Below are 16,192 nucleotides of genomic sequence, written 5' to 3'. Positions count from 1 at the left end.
TGCCTGGCTCCGAGGGTGAGGCGAACTCTTTAAGAGTTTCGCGGAAAGCGCGCGCGAACCGTCAGATCAGCCTTTGCAACGTCAGCGCGATCAGGCCCTTCGCGCGCGCATTTATCTTTTTTGAAAACCATTTGACTAAATACGTGACCGCTGACACACTTTCGTCATTCGGAGACATTCGAAATGGCGCTGCGCGGTACCAACCAGGAATCCGGAAGGCCCTACAACAGACGGATCGTCTTGGAAGCGATCCGCCTGACTGGTCCGACGACGCGTGGCGAAATTGCCGAACGGGTTCACCTCACCGTACAGACTGTCTCTACCATTGTCCGGGAACTCGAAGAACAAGAGCTCATCGTCTCGGTGCGCGAAAAGCCTCGGGGCCGCGGTATTCCGCCCTCGAAGCTGACCGTCAATCCGGAGGGTGGGCATGCGGTCGGCGTTCACCTGACGCCGCTTGGCATCGACGTTGCCTTGGTCAATCTGCGCGGTGATGTCGTCGAGAGCCGCCACCGCAGCGCGTCCAACCCGACGCCGGACGAAGCCTTCGCTCTGATTGGCGAGATGGTGGACGAACTCAAGGCAAGCCCATGCCGCGGCCGCCTGCTGGGCGCCGGACTGGCTTTGCCCGGGCCGTTCGACGTGGAATCCATCAGCTTCGTTGGCCCGACAACGATGACCGGCTGGAAAGACGTCGACATCAATTCCCGCCTCACAGAGGCGACAGGTCTGCCGGCCTTTATGGAAAACGACATGGCGGCAGCGGCGCTCGGCGAGCAGCTCTACGGTCTCGGCCAACAGATTTCGGATTACTATTACCTGTTCTTCGGCGTCGGCCTTGGCGGCGCGATGATGCATGACGGGACAGTGATGCGCGGCGCCTGGGGCAATGCCGGCGAAATCGGCCATATCCCCGCCGTTCCGGATGGCGAGCCCTGCCCCTGCGGCAACAATGGCTGCCTTGAGCGCTATCTTTCGCTCGAGGCCTTCACTCGGCGCGGCCTGCCCGAGGCCGAATGGGTCCGCGAGATCGCGCCGATCTTTCGCAATGCCATCCGCACGATCGAAAACCTTTTCGATCCAGAGACTGTCGTGCTCGGTGGCCTGGCGCCGCAGTCTTTGATCGAGCGGCTTGCCGCACTGGCCGACGGCCTGAGCAATTCGGTTTCCGCCCGCACCAACCGCCCGCATCCACGTGTCGTCGTCGCCAGTGACTGCCAGCATTCGGCACTCCGAGGTGCAGCCGCGCTAGCCGTTTTCGGCGTCCTGTCGCCGCGCTTCGGCCAGATGTTCGAGACTTCAGAGAAGGGGACTGTCGAATGACCGAAAAACTGCTTGTCCTGAATGATATCCGCAAGAATTTCGGCGCGATCGAAGCGCTGAAGGGCATCAGTTTCTCGATCGGAAAGGGCGAAGTGGTCGCCCTTCTTGGCGACAACGGCGCAGGCAAGTCCACGCTTGTGAAGATCATCTCGGGTGGTCTGCAACCCACGTCAGGTCAGATGCTCTTCGAAGGCGAAGAGTTCGAGGCAAAGACGCCTGCCGAGGCCAAGGCAGCCGGCATCGAGACGGTCTACCAAGACCTGTCTCTCTGCACCAATGTGGACGTCGTCGCCAATTTCTTCATGGGCCGCGAGATCACCCGCAAGATCGCGGGCATCCCCTTCCTCGATGAGCGTGCGATGGAGGAAATCACGACAAAGGCACTGACCAGTGCCGGCACCCGCATTCCCTCCATGCGAACCAAGGTCGAGCATCTGTCCGGCGGCCAGCGGCAGGCGATCGAGCTCAACCGTTTTGCCCATTGGGGTGGCAAGCTCCTCTTGCTGGACGAGCCGTTCGCCGCACTTGGGGTCGAACAGACGCGGCGGGGATTGGACATGATCCGCCATGTCGCCAGCCAGGGCATCGGTGTCGTCATCATCACCCACATCATGCAGCAGGCCTTTCAGGTCGCAGACCGCATCGTCGTCATCCGCCACGGCGTCGTCGCCGGCGATGTCGACAGAACCAAGACAAGCCCGGATGCAGTGATCGAAATGATCACAGGGCAAACCCTCACCGGCGCCGGACCGGTGGGCAAACAATGACAAGGGGTCCGGCGTAAAACTGGAGAGAACGATCATGAGACGAATAATGCTAAGCTTGCTGAGCGTTTTGGTGCTCGGCCTTTCAATGCTCACAACGGCAGCCGCACAGTCCAAGGGTACGGTCTATTATCTTGTGCCGACACTGCTCGACGAATTCCAGACAGGCTCGGTCAGCGCCTTGGAAATGTTTCTGAAGCAGACCGGCTACGAGATGAAAACCCTTAACGCCGACAACAAGACAGACGCACAGCAGTCGCAGATGAACGATGTCATCGCCTTGAAGCCGGCGGCGATCATCCTCGCCGCTGTCGACTTCAACGCATTGAAACCATCCATCGAGGCAGCCCGTGCGGCCGGTATTCCGGTCGTCGAGTTCGACCGTCAGGTCACCTCGACCGTGTCAGACTTCACCTCGGTCGCCGGGACGATCGAGATCGGCCATGTTGCCGCGCAACAGGCTGAAGCGATGCTCAAGGCCAAGAATGGCGACGTGAAGGGCAAGATCCTTCAGGTTCTGGGCGACCCTGGCGATCCCTACACGCTCGATATCCAGAAGGGCTTCGAAGAGAAGATGAAGGCCTTCCCGAAGGTGACCATCATCTCTGTGCCCGCCATGCAGTGGGAAGCCAGCAATGCAGGGACGATCGTCTCCGATCAGATGCTGGCCAATCCCGATATCAACCTGATCTTCCTGCATGCAGCCCATCTTTCGGTTGCAGCCGTCGCCTCTTTGGAATCAGCCGGCAAGAAGCCAGGTGATGTCATGATGATGAGCTCGAACGGCGCTCCCGTCGGCCTCGATCTGATCCGCAAGGGCTGGCTCAATACCGAAGTCGAGCAACCGCTTTATGCCCAGGCGGCAGCCATTGCCATGTTCATGGACAAGATCGTCGGCAAGCAGGAAATCAAGGCCGGCGACTATGACGTGCTTGGCCTGAAAGGGGTCGTGACGAAGGAAGCCTGGGGGCCGAACATCAAGATCCCGGGTGCCGCGATCACCAAGGAGAATGTCGACAACCCGGCCTTCTGGGGCAACATGAAAGCGCCGACAGCCTCGATCAAATCCGTCGAATAACAACCCTTCATCCGGGGTTGAAAGACCCCGGACTCCTTCCCTCAAGTCCGGATTTGCCGCATGACGCCCCGTACGCGCAAAAGTCTAGAATCTGTACTCGATAACCTCGTCTGGTTCATGCTCATCGTCGTGCTTGCCCTGTTTTCGGCCCTGATCCCGAACTATTTCCAGATCGGCATCTTCACAAACATCATCGAAGCGTCGAGCGTGCTTGGCGTGATGTCGATCGGCCTGGCTCTGGTGATCATCGCCGGCCATATGGACCTTTCGGTGGAATCCGTTGCCGCTTTGGCGGCCATGGCGGTCGGCATCCTTTTCTGCTCGGCAGGGATCGGCATGGGGATCAAGCTCTCACCGCAATGGCTGATGATCCCAGCGTCACTGCTCGTTGCCTGCGGGATCGGCGCGTTGATCGGTCTCTTCAACGGTTTCCTTGTCGTGAAACTCAAGATGAGCGCCTTCATCATCACGCTTGCCTCCTTCATCTGGGTGCGCGGCATCGTGCTGGCGGTTTCCGGCGGACGCTCCGCCCAGGATCTGGATCCGGCCATCCGCTGGTTCGCTATTGAGCGTGTGGCTGGCATTCCGCTGTCAGCCTGGATTGCGATTGCCTGTTTCGTGGTCTTTTCGGTGCTGATGGCCAGGACGCCATTCGGCCGGCACCTGGTAATGATCGGCGGGAACGAGACCGCCGCTTACCGCGCCGGCATTCGCGTCACCCGCAACCTGATCATCGCCTTTGTACTGGCAGGCGCCATCGCCGGCCTGGCTGGATGGCTGCTTGCAATACGCACATCAGGCGCCACGGCAAACCTCGGCGTTGGGCTGCTGTTCAACGCCTTTGCGGCAGTCGTCATCGGTGGTGTCAGCCTCAAGGGCGGTGTCGGTGCGCTGCCCGGCGTCTACGCCGGAGTGCTGCTCCTCTCGTCCATCAACACCGCCATCAACCTGATGGGCCTGCCGGCAAACTATACCCAGGTCATCCACGGCTTCCTGGTGCTTGCAGCGGTTCTTCTCGATACGTTCAAACAAAGGCTCCGCCAGAGGCTCGCATGACAGACAGATTGAAAGACAAGGTGGCGCTGGTCATCGGCGCATCGCGCGGCATCGGCAAGGCAATCGCCGTCCGCTTCCAGGAGGAAGGCGCAAAGCTGGTGCTGGCTGATTCCGAGGCCGACGACGGCAAGGCGGCAGCTGATGATCTCGGCATCGACTTCGTCCACACCGACATCTCGAAGATGGAAGACGCCGTTGCCGCGGTCGAGTTCACACTCGAACGTCACGGGCGGCTCGACATCATCGTCCAGAACGCCGGCATCTATCCGTGGCAGCTCATCGAGAATACGTCTCCGGAAGACTGGGACAGCGTGATGGGGGTCAATCTGCGCGGATGCTTCAACGCCGCACGCGCCGCGCTGACGCCGATGAAAAAGCAGGGCTCGGGGCGTATCCTGTTTACGTCATCCATCACCGGCCCGCATGTTACAAGCCCGGGCCACGGCCACTACGCGGCGAGCAAGGCTGGCATCAACGGCTTCATTCGCTCAGCGGCGCTGGAGTTCTCGTCCTACGGCATCAATGTCAATGGCGTCGAGCCCGGCAACATATTGACGGAAGCGATCCAGCTGCATCGTAGCGCCGCCTTCATCAAGAACATGGAGGACGCAATTCCGCTCGCCCGCCTCGGCTCGCCGCGCGACGTTGCCAATGCCTTCCTGTTTCTCGCCTCCGACGATGCGAGCTATGTGACCGGCACCACCATCGTCGTCGATGGCGGGCAACTCCTGCCGGAAGGCGCGGACTTCAGGCTCCTGCCATCCTGATCATTTCCAGCATCCGGGACCAGCTCTGTGTCGATCGTCGACGACCTATCCGTCATCCGTTTGCCGACGGGATGCGGGAAACCTCGGCCAAGGCAGAGCGGGTCGCCTGATGATGTCGCCTTTGCCGATAGGCATGGAACTGCGTATCGGCAATGACGCCCACCAGGATGACCGCACCCATGACCGCGAAATTGAGCGACGAGGGAATGCCGAGCAGGTTGACGAGGTTCTGGAGGACCTGAAGCAACACAACCCCGAGCACCACCCCAACGATCGAGCCTTCCCCACCCCGCAGGGAAAATCCGCCGAGGACCGCAGCCGCGATGGCATAGAGCTCGTAGAAATTCCCATGCGACGAGGGCTGGACGGACTTGGTGTACATGGCAAAGAAAATGGCCGAGACGCCCGTCAGAAAGGAACAGAGAACATAAGCCGTGACGATCACGCGCTTTGTATTGATCCCGCAATAACGAGCCGCCTCCTCGTTCTTTCCGACGGCCAGAAGATGACGTCCGAAAACGGTTCGATGCAGGAGAAACCATGCAAGCACCGCAAACACGGCAAAAGCCATGACGGAATGGGGAACGCCCGCTGTTCGTCCGACGAAGAGATATTCGAGCATGGGAAGATCCGTCCCGAAGCTAAAGCCGGCCGTCCCGTCCCTCGTATAGAAGCGCGCTATGCCTCGGTAGATCAGCAGACCGCACAGTGTGACGACGAAGGGCTGCAGCTTGAGCCGTGTAATGAGCCAGCCATGCAGCAATCCGATCACAACCGACAGGACAAGCACGATCGCAAAGGCGACAGGCCAGGGAACGCCATGCGAGGCGATCAGGTCGATGAAGATGACGCCGAGAAGGGCGATGACGGAGCCGATCGAAAGCTCGATCCCTGCGGTGACGATGACGAAGGCCTCGGCAATCGAAAACAGCCCGAACAGTCCAATCAGATTGGCTGTGTTGGCAAGATTGACCGGTGAAATGAAACGCGGATTGACCAGTGTCACGATGGCGCCCACGGTCAGGACGAGGACGGCAAGGCCGATGTCTTTCTTGTGCATGCCAATCTCCTATCCGACCGCCAGACTGAGGATCGTTTCTTCGCACAGATCCGCCCGCGACAGGATGCCGGCAATGGACCCGCGCCGCATCACCGCCACGCGCGTCGAGACGCCGATGACTTCCTCCATATCGGACGAGATCATCAGCACCGCGGCTCCGCCTTCCGCGAGATCGCGCATGAGGCGGTAAACCTCAGCCTTCGCTCCGACATCGATGCCTCTCGTCGGCTCGTCGAGAATGATGAGCCTGGGATCGAGCCCGAGCCACTTTGCCAGAACGACCTTCTGCTGGTTGCCGCCCGACAATTCGCTGACCGCACGGTCGAGCCGCGGCGCACGGATCGATAGCCGGCTGCGGGATCGATCAGCGATCTTCATTTCGGCCCTGCGATCGACGAAGCCAGCGGTCGCGATCGCCGAAAGGTTCGGCATCACCACGTTTTCGGAAAGCGAGAAGTCGAGGAACAGTCCCTCACCCTTGCGGTCTTCCGGCACCAAACAGATGCCGGCGGCGATTGCTGCCGGCACCGACCCGGATGCGACCGGCTTGTCGTTCATCTCGACACGGCCGCCCTGGACGGGATCGATGCCAAAGATCGCACGCGCAAGTTCCGTCCGACCGGCGCCCACCAGACCGGCAAGCCCGAGGATTTCCCCGCCTCGAACCTCGAGATCGACCGGGGCCTGCGGATAGGCCTCGGTTCTGAGATTTCGTGTCCGGAGCACCACCGGCCCCTGCCTTACCTGCGGGGGCGTGTAGAATTGCGTCACATCGCGGCCGATCATCAATCGCACCATGGCATCTCGATTGATGCTGCCGCTTCGGAGCTCCCCGGCATTTCGACCGTCCCTGAGCCCGACCACCCGGTCTGCGACGGCTTCGACTTCAGCGAGGCGATGGGTAATAAACAGGATGGCCACTCCATCTGCCCGCAACCGGCGCACGACGTCGAGCAACCGTTGGGTTTCCGCAAGAGTGAGGCTCGATGTCGGTTCGTCGAGGATCAGAAGGCGGACATTGGTCGAGAGCGCCTTGGCGATTTCCATCAGTTGCTGGTCCGCCAGCGAAAGTTCCGAAGCCTGGGTGGATGGCTGAAAGCGAGCGCCCAGCATGTCGAGCAGTGGTTTCACCCGCTCGGCCATGGCCGCATGGTCGATAAAACCGAAGCGGCGGCTGCGCGGCTCACGGCCCAGGAGTACGTTGCCAGCGACATCGAGATTGAAAAATGGGTTCAGCTCCTGGTGCACGAACGCGATGCCACGGGCCAAGGCCTCGGCGGGTTTTAGATGGGGCGTCGTTTTCCCATCGATGACGATCTCACCTTTATCGGGTACGATCGTGCCCCCAAGCACCTTCATAAGCGTGGATTTTCCGGCACCGTTTTCGCCGATCAACCCGACGACTTCGCCTCCCCGGATGCCGAGCGACACCTGATTGAGCGCCACAGCGCTTGGATAGACCTTGGTGATGCCGATGAGATCAAGAGATATGCGGGCGGCAGCTGTCATCTGGCGTGAACCTCGAATGCGTTGAGGGCCAGCACGGAGCCCGAAAGATCCGCGCTGGCCGCGTCAAGGTGCGTATCACCCGCCCATCCGCGCCTTGAGTTGCTTCTCGAACGCATCGACATTCGCCTTGTCGATGACTTTGGTCGGCACGATGATCAATCCATCTGCCGGCACTTTCGACTTGTCGCCCTTCAGGTACGCCGCCATCAGCTTCATCCCCTGGTAGCCCCATTGATAGGGGTCCTGAACGACCGTGCCTGCAAACTGGCCTTGCCGCACGGCTCCGAGCGTGATCGGATCTTCATCGAAAGCGATGACCGTGATGTTTCCGAGCTTTCCGGCCGCTTTCAACGCTTCATAGATCTTTGGTGGATTGTAGGAATAAAAGCCCACCATGCAGGTGATGTCCGGATTTGCCGCGAGGACATCGTCGACATTGGACCGCGCGCGGGCGAAATCGACGTCATCGCCCCGCACATCGACGAGTTCGATCGACTTGCCCTTCACGGCCTGGCGAAAACCGTCGATCCGCTCCCTGGCGTTATCAGCGCCAAGGAAGCCGACAAAACCCATACATTTACCACCCTTGGGCAACGCCTTGACCGCGATTTCCCCCGCCTGGATGCCGGCCTGGGTGTTGGACGAACCCAGATAGGCGATGCGCTTCGACTGCGGCGCATCGCTGTCCGTCGTGAAGAGCGGAACCTGCGCTGCGATGCGGTTGAAGGCATCGACGGAATTCTTCGGGTCAGCCGACGAGATCATGATTGCGTCGGTCCCCGCAGCCACGAGGTCATCCATCAGGGCGTTCTGAAGTGCGGCCGTGCCCTGCGTGGGATAACGGAACTGCAACTCGAAATCCGGAAGCTCGGTCTGCGCCGCCTTGACCCCGGCCTCGGCCAGCTTCCAGAAATCGGAAGCGGCATTGACGACGAAGGCGAGTGCCTTTTTCTCTGCGGCGACCGCTGGCATAGCCACCATGGTCGCCATGGCCACTAGGGCCGTGATCGTAATCCTTTTCATCTTGTCCTCCCGCAACCCACTCCTCCAGGGCTGCTCCAGGTTGAAGGGCGACAACCGAGCCATGCAAAGCCTACGCCCGGTTATCGGGTCCGTTTCAGCGTCTGCGCCATGGGCGCCACGGCGCCGTCAGTTGGTCTTGCAGAAACCGGGATCTTCGGCGTTGCAGATGTCGAGGCCGGTAAACAGCGGATCATCCACCTTCTCGCCTTTGATCAGCTTGATCATCACGTCGGGTGCCTTGTAGCCCATCTCGAAGGGCCGCTGACCGACCTGCGCATGGCTGCGGCCCTCACGAAAGGCTTGGGTCTGCGGTGGCAGCGTATCCCCCGCCACGATCACCAGTTCCTTCGACTTCAGCTTGCTCATGACCTGGTCGGTGACCTGGGTATAGGCCTGTGGCGCGAACTGTGCCCACCCGCCGATCAGGATGAAGGCATCGAGCTTGGGATGGGCTGTAAAGACATCCGACATCTGCTGATTGGCTAGGTCCGCCTGGTCGTTGGTATAGACGGGGCATCCCTCGATTTCAGTCCAGCCGTTCTGTCCGCTCAGCCGCTTCACGTCCTTGGCTCCCGCAATCGTGTCACGGAAACCCTGGGCACGCGCATTGATGTTGGCGGCACCAACATTGCCGAGTTGCAGACACACCGTGCCACCCTTCGCCTTCAGCTTCTTCGTCTGCTCGGCCATCTTCACACCCATCAGATAATTGTCGGTGCCGAGATAGGTCTTGCGCAGATCATGGTCTTTCTCGAGGAAGTCCGCATCGACGGTCATGACGGGAATTTGCGGCGCGATCTGGCGCACGCGGTTCGCCATGGCCGGCGCGTTCGACGGCGAGATTGCAATCGCTGCAACACCGCGCGTCAGCAGATCGTCGACAATCTGGACCTCACCCGCTTCGTCGGCCGAAGAGGCCGGCCCGGTGTAGAGGCACTCGTATTCGCTCTTCGGATTTTCCGACAGCCACTTCTTGCAGCCCAGATTGATCTGTTCGAAGAACGGATTGTCGAGCCCTTTGACGACGATGGCGAGTGTCTTTTTGCTCTCCGCAGCGCTCTCGCCGGCCAGCAACATGAGAATAGGTATTGCAGTGAATGCCAAATATCTTGTTTTCATTGCCTTTCTCCTCCTCTAAATCGCCGGCGAAACCCTCCTGCTCAGCCGGGATACCAAATGATGCGCAGATCATTTCCTGCACGCCTGTAGCTCCAGGCACGCTCGACAAGTCCTTCAACATCGATTTCCGGTTGCCAGCCGAGAACCATCCGGGCCTTTGAATTGTCGAGCCAGTTGCTGTGAAACGGTGTCGGGATGTCGCGGCGCTGCCGATCGCCGGAAGCCTCCAGGATATCGGCCAGCGCGCCGTAGTCGACCGGCTGGTCCATGGCGACGTTGAACAGCTCTCCATACGCGGCCGGATTGTCCAGCGCGGCGATCATCGCGTTGACGAGATCATCGACATGAAGAAAGCTGCGCTTGAGATAGGCGCCGCGACCATCCCGCATGGCAGGTACGGCCCGGTTCTTCCTGAGCGCGTCGAGATCATCCGCTCCCATCATCGCCGACCACGGCGGCCCGCCGAACTGATCAGGACCGACCTCCATTGCGTAGCGGAAGTCGTCCTTTTCCATGATCCACGGAGCGCGAAGCGTGGTCCAGTTGAGACCCTCTTGGATCCCGAACTGTTCCACCATGGTCTCTTCCAGCACCTTGGTCAGGGCATAGACACCGCGATAGGCTCGCCTCGGCGACTGCTCCGTGATCGGTGAGCTGTAACCATGAAAAATGTGCCCAACGACACAATCACCGCTCAGCAGCATAAATTGCTGTTTCGCAGCCGAACGGCTGAAACCCTCCAGCAGGAGGTAGAGCCCCTTGAGAGCAACATCGATGGCCTGATCGGGCGTCTCTTTCACGGCAGCCAGGTGCAGCACATGCGTCACACCTTCGAGCGCCTTCCCGACAATCTGCGGATCTGCCATGGACCCCTTCACGACGGAGACACGGGGACCGGGTTCCAGAGCCCGGTTGTTGCAGAGCGCGACGACATTCCATTTCGCAAAGCGCGGATTGGAAAGGAAGGCGGGAAGGAAGGCTTGGCCCACCTTTCCGGTGGCGCCCGTCACGAGCAACCGCATCACCGCCCCCTTTTCGCTTTCAGGTTGAATAATTAATATTTGGTTATAATATTAAGTCAAGCATTATTGATACCTGTTTACGGGCGGGCAACGTGCAGGCTATGGTGCCGACAGAATGCCATCGTGGGATCAGCCGAGGGAGGGCGGAGCGTGTCACGGCTTTCATTGCATTCAATTTCAAAGAGTTACGGCGCAATACACGCGCTGTCGCGTGTCAGTGTCACCGTCGAACCAGGGGAGGTTCTGGGACTGATGGGGGACAACGGCGCCGGCAAGACGACGCTTGTCAAAATTATCGCCGGCAACTTCCCACCATCGACAGGAGAGATCCGCGTTGATGACCAACCGGTGACCTTTCACAACCCACGCGACGCACAGCGACACGGCATCGAGGTCGTCTATCAGGACCTTGCGCTGTGCGACAATCTCTCGGCTGCCTCCAATGTCTACCTGGGGCGAGAGACCATGCGCAGCCTCGGGCCGCTGCGCTACATCGACTATGCCAAGATGAACCGCGTCGCAGCGGAGCTGTTCCGGCAACTGAAATCGGAAACGAGACCACGCGATTTGGTGCGCCGCATGTCCGGTGGCCAGCGCCAGGCGGTTGCGATCGCCCGTACGCTGCTATCCGAGCCCAAGATCGTCATCATGGACGAGCCGACCGCTGCAATCTCCGTCCGCCAGGTGGCCGAGGTTCTCGATGTCATTCGCAGGCTGCGTGATCACGGCATCAGCGTCATTCTCATCAGCCACCGCATGCCCGACGTCTTCGGTGTTTCGGACAAGATTGCGGTGCTGCGGCGCGGCGAACTCGTCGCCAGCAAACGCGCCGATCAGTCGTCGCCCGAAGAAGTGACAGGATTGATCACCGGCGCCATCGAAGCCGCTTGAAAGGAGATCGCCATGACCACATTGGATGACGTGATTGCCCGTAGCGAGCATCGAAGCTGGATCTCACGCGTATCGAGCCGGCAGCTGTTCTGGGTCTTTATCGCTGCGGTCCTTGCCTGCCTCGCGCTCAGCATTCTAACGGACAGCTTTGCAACGGAGCGCAATCTCTTCAATGTTGCGCGCAACTTCGCCTTCGTCGGCATCATCGCGATCGGAATGACGACCGTTATCGCCTCGGGCGGCATCGATCTGTCGGTCGGCTCAACCGTCGTGTTGAGTGCCATGGTGATCAGCGTCACCATGGAAGGTGGCATGCCCTTCCTCCTCGCCTTTCCTCTTGCGCTGCTTGCAGCCCTCCTTGTGGGCGTACTGAACGGCGTGCTTGTCGCCTATGCCGGAATGCCACCCTTCGTCGTCACCTTGGGCACTCTTTCGGCCGCTCGGTCCCTGGCCATGGTCCTGTCGGACAACAAGATGATCTGGAATTTCGGCCCCGACCACGACCTGCTGATCTGGGTCGGCGGCGGCTCGACGCTGGGCATACCCCACCCCCTGTACGTCCTCGCTGCGCTAGCCCTTGTAATGTCGCTGGTCTTCAGGTGGACCCGATGGGGGCAGCATCTGCTTGCGATCGGCAGCAATGAGAACGCCGCCATCCTGACAGGCATCCCCGTGCGGCGCATAAAGGTGAGTATCTATGGCGTGTCGGCTCTCACCGCCGGGCTCGCCGGCGTTCTGATGGCTGGATGGCTCGGCAGCGTGACCACCAATCTCGGCCAAGGCATGGAGCTGACGGTGATTGCCGCGGCCGTCATCGGTGGTGCCAATCTGGCCGGTGGCGAAGGCAATGCGCTCGGTGCGGTCGTTGGAGCACTGTTGATAGAAGTTATTCGCAACTCTCTGATCCTGCTCGGCATCTCGACATTCTGGCAAGGAATGTTCATAGGTACCTTCATTGTGGTTGCCGTAGCCTTCGACCGTGTCCGGCACTTTCGATCCTGACACGGCAGCATACCCCGGAAACCACGGTGTCCGACATGGAGAATGCCTTGAAACCGACGATGATGGACGTGGCCGCGCTGGCAGGCGTATCTCAGGCGACCGTTTCCCTCATTCTCAATGGCAGTTCCGGCGCCCGGTTCACCGAAGCCACCCGCAAGCGGGTCTTCGACGCGGCGGATCAGTTGGGCTATCGTCTCGCGAACAAGTCATCAGCCAGTTCCGGACCCGGCAGTGCGCCCGCCAACAAGGTAATCGTTTTTGCCGTCGACGAACTGACCACCGATCCATGGATGGCCCTTGCCTACGAAGGTGCCCGCGAAAAGGCACTCGAACTCGGGATTATCGTCACACTTGGCGTCTTCCGCAAAGGCGAGGACCCGGATGGCGGCATCTTTTCGATCTGTGACGGACAGGCACTTATCGGCTACATTTTCGGCACTATTTTGACCCGCAAGATCGATCCGCCGGAACCGCTTCTGAAGGTCCCCTCTGTGCTGGTCAACTGCTACGATCAAGAGCGTCGGCTTCCGTCCATCCTGCCGGGAGACGTCGCCGGCGGCCGGGCGGCGACGGAACGGCTGATCAGCGCCGGGCGCAAGCGGATAGCCCTGATCAACGGCCAGGAAGGTCTCGACAATCCGCGCGACCGCTTGCGCGGATACAAGCAGGCTCTTGCCAGCAACGATCTCTCCTACGACCCCGACCTCGTGCACTATGGCAACTGGGAACCGCCGTCCGGATACGAAAAGACGCATGCGCTGATGAAGCTGAAGGATCCCCCGGACGGGATATTCTGCGCGAACGACCTCATGGCGCTTGGCTGTATCGAAGCGCTGAACGAACTCGGCAAGTCTGTCCCGGAGGATGTCTCCGTCGTCGGCTTCGACAACAGAGACATTGCCCAGTTCACGATGCCGCCGCTGACAACCTTCCATCTTCCGATGTTCGAGATGGGCGTGATGGCCGTCGAGCTGCTTTCCGATATGGCTGGCGGGCTGACCAGCAATCACGACCAGTTGAAGGTGGAGTGCCGACTGGTCGCGCGCAGTTCCGCCTGAGCTCAGACTGGCCTGCGGCAAGGTTCGTTTCCAATGGAATGACTTGCTGAGCAGAGAGGGACCGCCGGCACGTCAGCCGATCCCGAGCTCCAATGCAGCGTCTGTCGCCCTTCTGGCAAGTTCCTGAAAATGCGCCACCCGGCCGCTGGTTGACCTGAAATAGACGCCGACCTGACGGGTCTCACTCCAGCCCTCGATTTCCAGGAGATGAACGTCTTCTGCGTTGCGGAACTCCGCCTGCGCGTAGAGTTCGGGAAACAGCGAGCAGCCCATGCCGATCGACACCATTTGTCGGATCGCGTCCAGGCTGGTACCGGCATAGTCGTCAATGACAGTCGCGCCGGACGCCTTCGCCAGTCGCTGAACGCTCTCGAGCAACTGGTGTCCGCTTCCAAGCGCCAGCAGACGCTCGCCTTTCAGCTCTTGAACGGAGACAGCCCGACGTTTTGCAAGCCGATGATCAGCGGGAACGCCCAGCAGCAGCCGCTCCCTGCCGATCGGCACGAACATTAGGGACCGCTCGCCGAACAAGGGGCCGAGGCCACAGTCGAGCGTTCCTTCCGCAACAGCGGTTTCGATCGCCGCAGGACGATCTTCGACGATGTAGATCTTCAGATCGGGGTATTGTTTATGCAGGGACGGTAGGAACCTGGATAGGAAATACGGCCCGAAAGTCGGCGGCGTGCCCAGCCTGATGACGCCGCCAAGCGCTGCGCTGTGCTTTGCGACGGTCTCGAGCAGATCGCCCATAGCGGCAAGCGCCACGCGGGCACCATGCACAAAACGTTCACCGACCGGCGTGAGGAGAACCGTTGCCGACGTCCGCTCGAACAGCTGGACTCCCAGATTTTCTTCCACGATCCCCACTTGGACGGAGAGTGTTGGTTGCGAGACATGGCATTGCTTCGCGGCCCTTCCGAAATGACCGCATTCAGCAAGCGCGACGACATATTCGAGTTGGCGAAGACTGGGGCGAAACGGCATGCTCAATAGTCGATCACTATCGAGACGATTTCAACAATCAATTGGCGCAATGACGACGGGATCGCCAGTTCAGTCTTTGATCAAGGAGGAGGTCGAAGATGGAGCTGGCATTGACCTCAAAAGGCCATCGCGGCGCTCCGACTGAGACGCGCAAGCCCTCTTGATCACGATCCAGTTCCATCCGCTACCGCGGGTCCTGCGCCCGCGGTTTACTCCTTGTGCCCCTGTCCGGGCCCCTCTGGCGAGAGCTGCCGGTCCTCTCGCGATGTCGGACGCCGCATCCACCGTGAACGACCGGCTGGAGTGTTCACATGGACTTTGCATTCTTCTTCGCAGACTGGCTCGGCAAGCCCGTCTGGATGTGGCTCGGTTTCCTTTCGATCGTGACGGCCCTGCTTGCCCTGGACCTCGGCGTTCTTCACCGCGACAACCGCGAGATTGGTGTCCGCGAGAGCCTGATCCTGTCTTCGATGTATATCGCGCTCGGTCTTTCGTTCGGCGGCTGGATCTGGTGGCAGCTCGGCGGTGAGCAGGGGATGAACTACCTGACGGGTTTTGTGGTCGAGAAAACGCTGGCGCTGGACAACGTCTTCGTCATCGCGCTCATCTTCTCTTTCTTCGCAGTGCCGCGCAAATACCAGCACCGCGTCCTCTTTTGGGGCGTGCTGGGTGTGATCGTTCTGCGCGCCATCATGATCGGACTTGGCGCGACGCTGGTTTCGAACTTTTCCTGGGTCCTCTATCTCTTTGCCGCCTTCCTCGTCATCACCGGCATCAAGATGCTGTTGATCGGCGACAAGGAACCCGAGATCGGCAACAATCCCATTGTCGGCTTCATGCGGCGCAGGTTTAACGTCACGGAAGAGCACCACGGTCAGGATTTCTTCGTCAAGAAGCCCCATCCCACGACCGGCAAACTGGTCTGGTTCATGACGCCGCTGTTAATGGCGCTCGTCATGGTCGAAATTGCCGACGTGATCTTCGCGGTCGACTCCGTCCCTGCGATCTTTGCGATCACGACCGATCCGTTCATCGTCTACACGTCGAATGTGTTCGCGATCCTCGGTCTGCGCGCACTGTATTTCGCACTCGCCGCGATGATCCATCGCTTTCGATATCTGAAGCCGGCGCTCGCAATCGTGCTGATCTTCATCGGCTCGAAAATCTTCGTCGCTGACCTCCTGGGTCTCGAAAAGTTTCCCGCTTCACTCTCGCTCGGTATCACCTTCGCCATCATCGCCTCGGGCGTTATCTGGAGCTTGGTGAAGACACGCGATACACGTGCCGGCAATACGGTCTAAGGGGCGGGACTGGCGGCCACACCTTGCCCCTGTCTTGCAACGTATCAGTAGAGACTGCCGGATGCAGTGCAAAACCGATCGGATCCTGCGTCACCCATCTTTGGCAAACACCGCGTATCGGTCGTTAGTGAGGTTCGGTTAAGCCACAAACGCAAAACACCCGCAGCTTGTCGCTACGGGTGTTTTTGATAATGATGATTTGGTTGCGGGGGCAGGATTTGAACCTGCGGCCTTC

The 16,192-nt window shown here is 60.0% G+C and carries 15 protein-coding genes; 9 read left to right on the top strand and 6 right to left on the bottom strand.

What is annotated here, in order from left to right; genetic code table 11:
* The first annotated feature begins 183 nt into the window (after window positions 1-183).
* Genes ASF70_RS17180 through ASF70_RS17160 form a run of 5 tightly spaced genes read left to right on the top strand, consistent with a single transcriptional unit; the run spans window position 184 to window position 4,988 of the window.
* Window positions 184-1,323 carry an ROK family transcriptional regulator gene (locus ASF70_RS17180; protein WP_062581493.1) on the top strand — a complete coding sequence of 380 codons (1,140 nt, stop codon included), beginning with the start codon at window positions 184-186 and terminating at the stop codon, window positions 1,321-1,323.
* Entirely contained in the window at window positions 1,320-2,090 is a 771-nt protein-coding gene (locus tag ASF70_RS17175) for an ATP-binding cassette domain-containing protein (protein WP_062462050.1), read from the top strand. The genes ASF70_RS17180 and ASF70_RS17175 overlap by 4 nt, the downstream gene beginning before the upstream one ends.
* A 34-nt stretch (window positions 2,091-2,124) precedes the next feature.
* Window positions 2,125-3,165, top strand: coding sequence for a sugar ABC transporter substrate-binding protein (locus tag ASF70_RS17170; RefSeq protein ID WP_062581491.1), 1,041 nt, complete (start codon window positions 2,125-2,127; stop codon window positions 3,163-3,165).
* Window positions 3,166-3,225: 60 nt separating this feature from the next.
* A complete protein-coding gene (locus ASF70_RS17165; protein WP_062581489.1) occupies window positions 3,226-4,221 on the top strand; it encodes an ABC transporter permease in 996 nt (331 codons plus the stop codon).
* Window positions 4,218-4,988, top strand: a complete 771-nt coding sequence (locus ASF70_RS17160) for an SDR family oxidoreductase (protein WP_062462040.1) — start codon at window positions 4,218-4,220, stop codon at window positions 4,986-4,988. The genes ASF70_RS17165 and ASF70_RS17160 overlap by 4 nt, the downstream gene beginning before the upstream one ends.
* Before the next feature lie 52 nt (window positions 4,989-5,040).
* Here the strand turns inward: ASF70_RS17160 and ASF70_RS17155 are convergent, their stop codons facing one another.
* From ASF70_RS17155 to ASF70_RS17135, 5 genes are all read right to left on the bottom strand, one after another.
* Complete coding sequence (locus tag ASF70_RS17155) at window positions 5,041-6,048, bottom strand: ABC transporter permease (RefSeq protein WP_062581487.1); 1,008 nt, start codon at window positions 6,046-6,048, stop codon at window positions 5,041-5,043.
* Window positions 6,049-6,057: 9 nt separating this feature from the next.
* Window positions 6,058-7,557 (bottom strand): sugar ABC transporter ATP-binding protein, encoded by a 1,500-nt coding sequence (locus ASF70_RS17150; RefSeq protein ID WP_062581485.1) that lies wholly within the window; start codon window positions 7,555-7,557, stop codon window positions 6,058-6,060.
* A 75-nt stretch (window positions 7,558-7,632) separates the two neighbouring features.
* Window positions 7,633-8,580, bottom strand: coding sequence for a sugar-binding protein (locus tag ASF70_RS17145; protein ID WP_062581483.1), 948 nt, complete (start codon window positions 8,578-8,580; stop codon window positions 7,633-7,635).
* A 126-nt stretch (window positions 8,581-8,706) separates the two neighbouring features.
* Window positions 8,707-9,699: a sugar-binding protein gene (locus ASF70_RS17140; protein ID WP_092659140.1), complete on the bottom strand. Its 993-nt coding sequence runs from the start codon at window positions 9,697-9,699 to the stop codon at window positions 8,707-8,709.
* Between the two features lie 41 nt (window positions 9,700-9,740).
* Window positions 9,741-10,721, bottom strand: a complete 981-nt coding sequence (locus ASF70_RS17135; protein ID WP_062581481.1) for an NAD(P)-dependent oxidoreductase — start codon at window positions 10,719-10,721, stop codon at window positions 9,741-9,743.
* A gap of 252 nt (window positions 10,722-10,973) precedes the next feature.
* On the opposite strand from ASF70_RS17135, the gene ASF70_RS17130 reads away from it, so the two are divergent.
* Genes ASF70_RS17130 through ASF70_RS17120 form a run of 3 tightly spaced genes read left to right on the top strand, consistent with a single transcriptional unit; the run spans window position 10,974 to window position 13,672 of the window.
* Window positions 10,974-11,612: an ATP-binding cassette domain-containing protein gene (locus ASF70_RS17130; protein WP_244474075.1), complete on the top strand. Its 639-nt coding sequence runs from the start codon at window positions 10,974-10,976 to the stop codon at window positions 11,610-11,612.
* Window positions 11,613-11,624: 12 nt separating this feature from the next.
* Complete coding sequence (locus ASF70_RS17125; RefSeq protein ID WP_062581477.1) at window positions 11,625-12,614, top strand: ABC transporter permease; 990 nt, start codon at window positions 11,625-11,627, stop codon at window positions 12,612-12,614.
* A gap of 35 nt (window positions 12,615-12,649) precedes the next feature.
* Complete coding sequence (locus ASF70_RS17120; RefSeq protein WP_244474108.1) at window positions 12,650-13,672, top strand: LacI family DNA-binding transcriptional regulator; 1,023 nt, start codon at window positions 12,650-12,652, stop codon at window positions 13,670-13,672.
* 72 nt (window positions 13,673-13,744) lie between these two features.
* Here the strand turns inward: ASF70_RS17120 and ASF70_RS17115 are convergent, their stop codons facing one another.
* A complete protein-coding gene (locus tag ASF70_RS17115) occupies window positions 13,745-14,656 on the bottom strand; it encodes a LysR substrate-binding domain-containing protein (protein ID WP_062581475.1) in 912 nt (303 codons plus the stop codon).
* 311 nt (window positions 14,657-14,967) lie between these two features.
* On the opposite strand from ASF70_RS17115, the gene ASF70_RS17110 reads away from it, so the two are divergent.
* The gene (locus ASF70_RS17110; RefSeq protein ID WP_062581473.1) at window positions 14,968-15,957 is read left to right on the top strand and encodes a TerC family protein; all 990 of its coding nucleotides are present in this window, start codon (window positions 14,968-14,970) and stop codon (window positions 15,955-15,957) included.
* The last annotated feature ends 235 nt before the right edge of the window (window positions 15,958-16,192 follow it).

The organism is Rhizobium sp. Leaf321 (assembly GCF_001423215.1).
GTDB classification, from domain to species: Bacteria; Pseudomonadota; Alphaproteobacteria; order Rhizobiales; family Rhizobiaceae; genus Neorhizobium; species Neorhizobium soli.
This window is presented reverse-complemented; position numbering and strand designations above follow the sequence as displayed.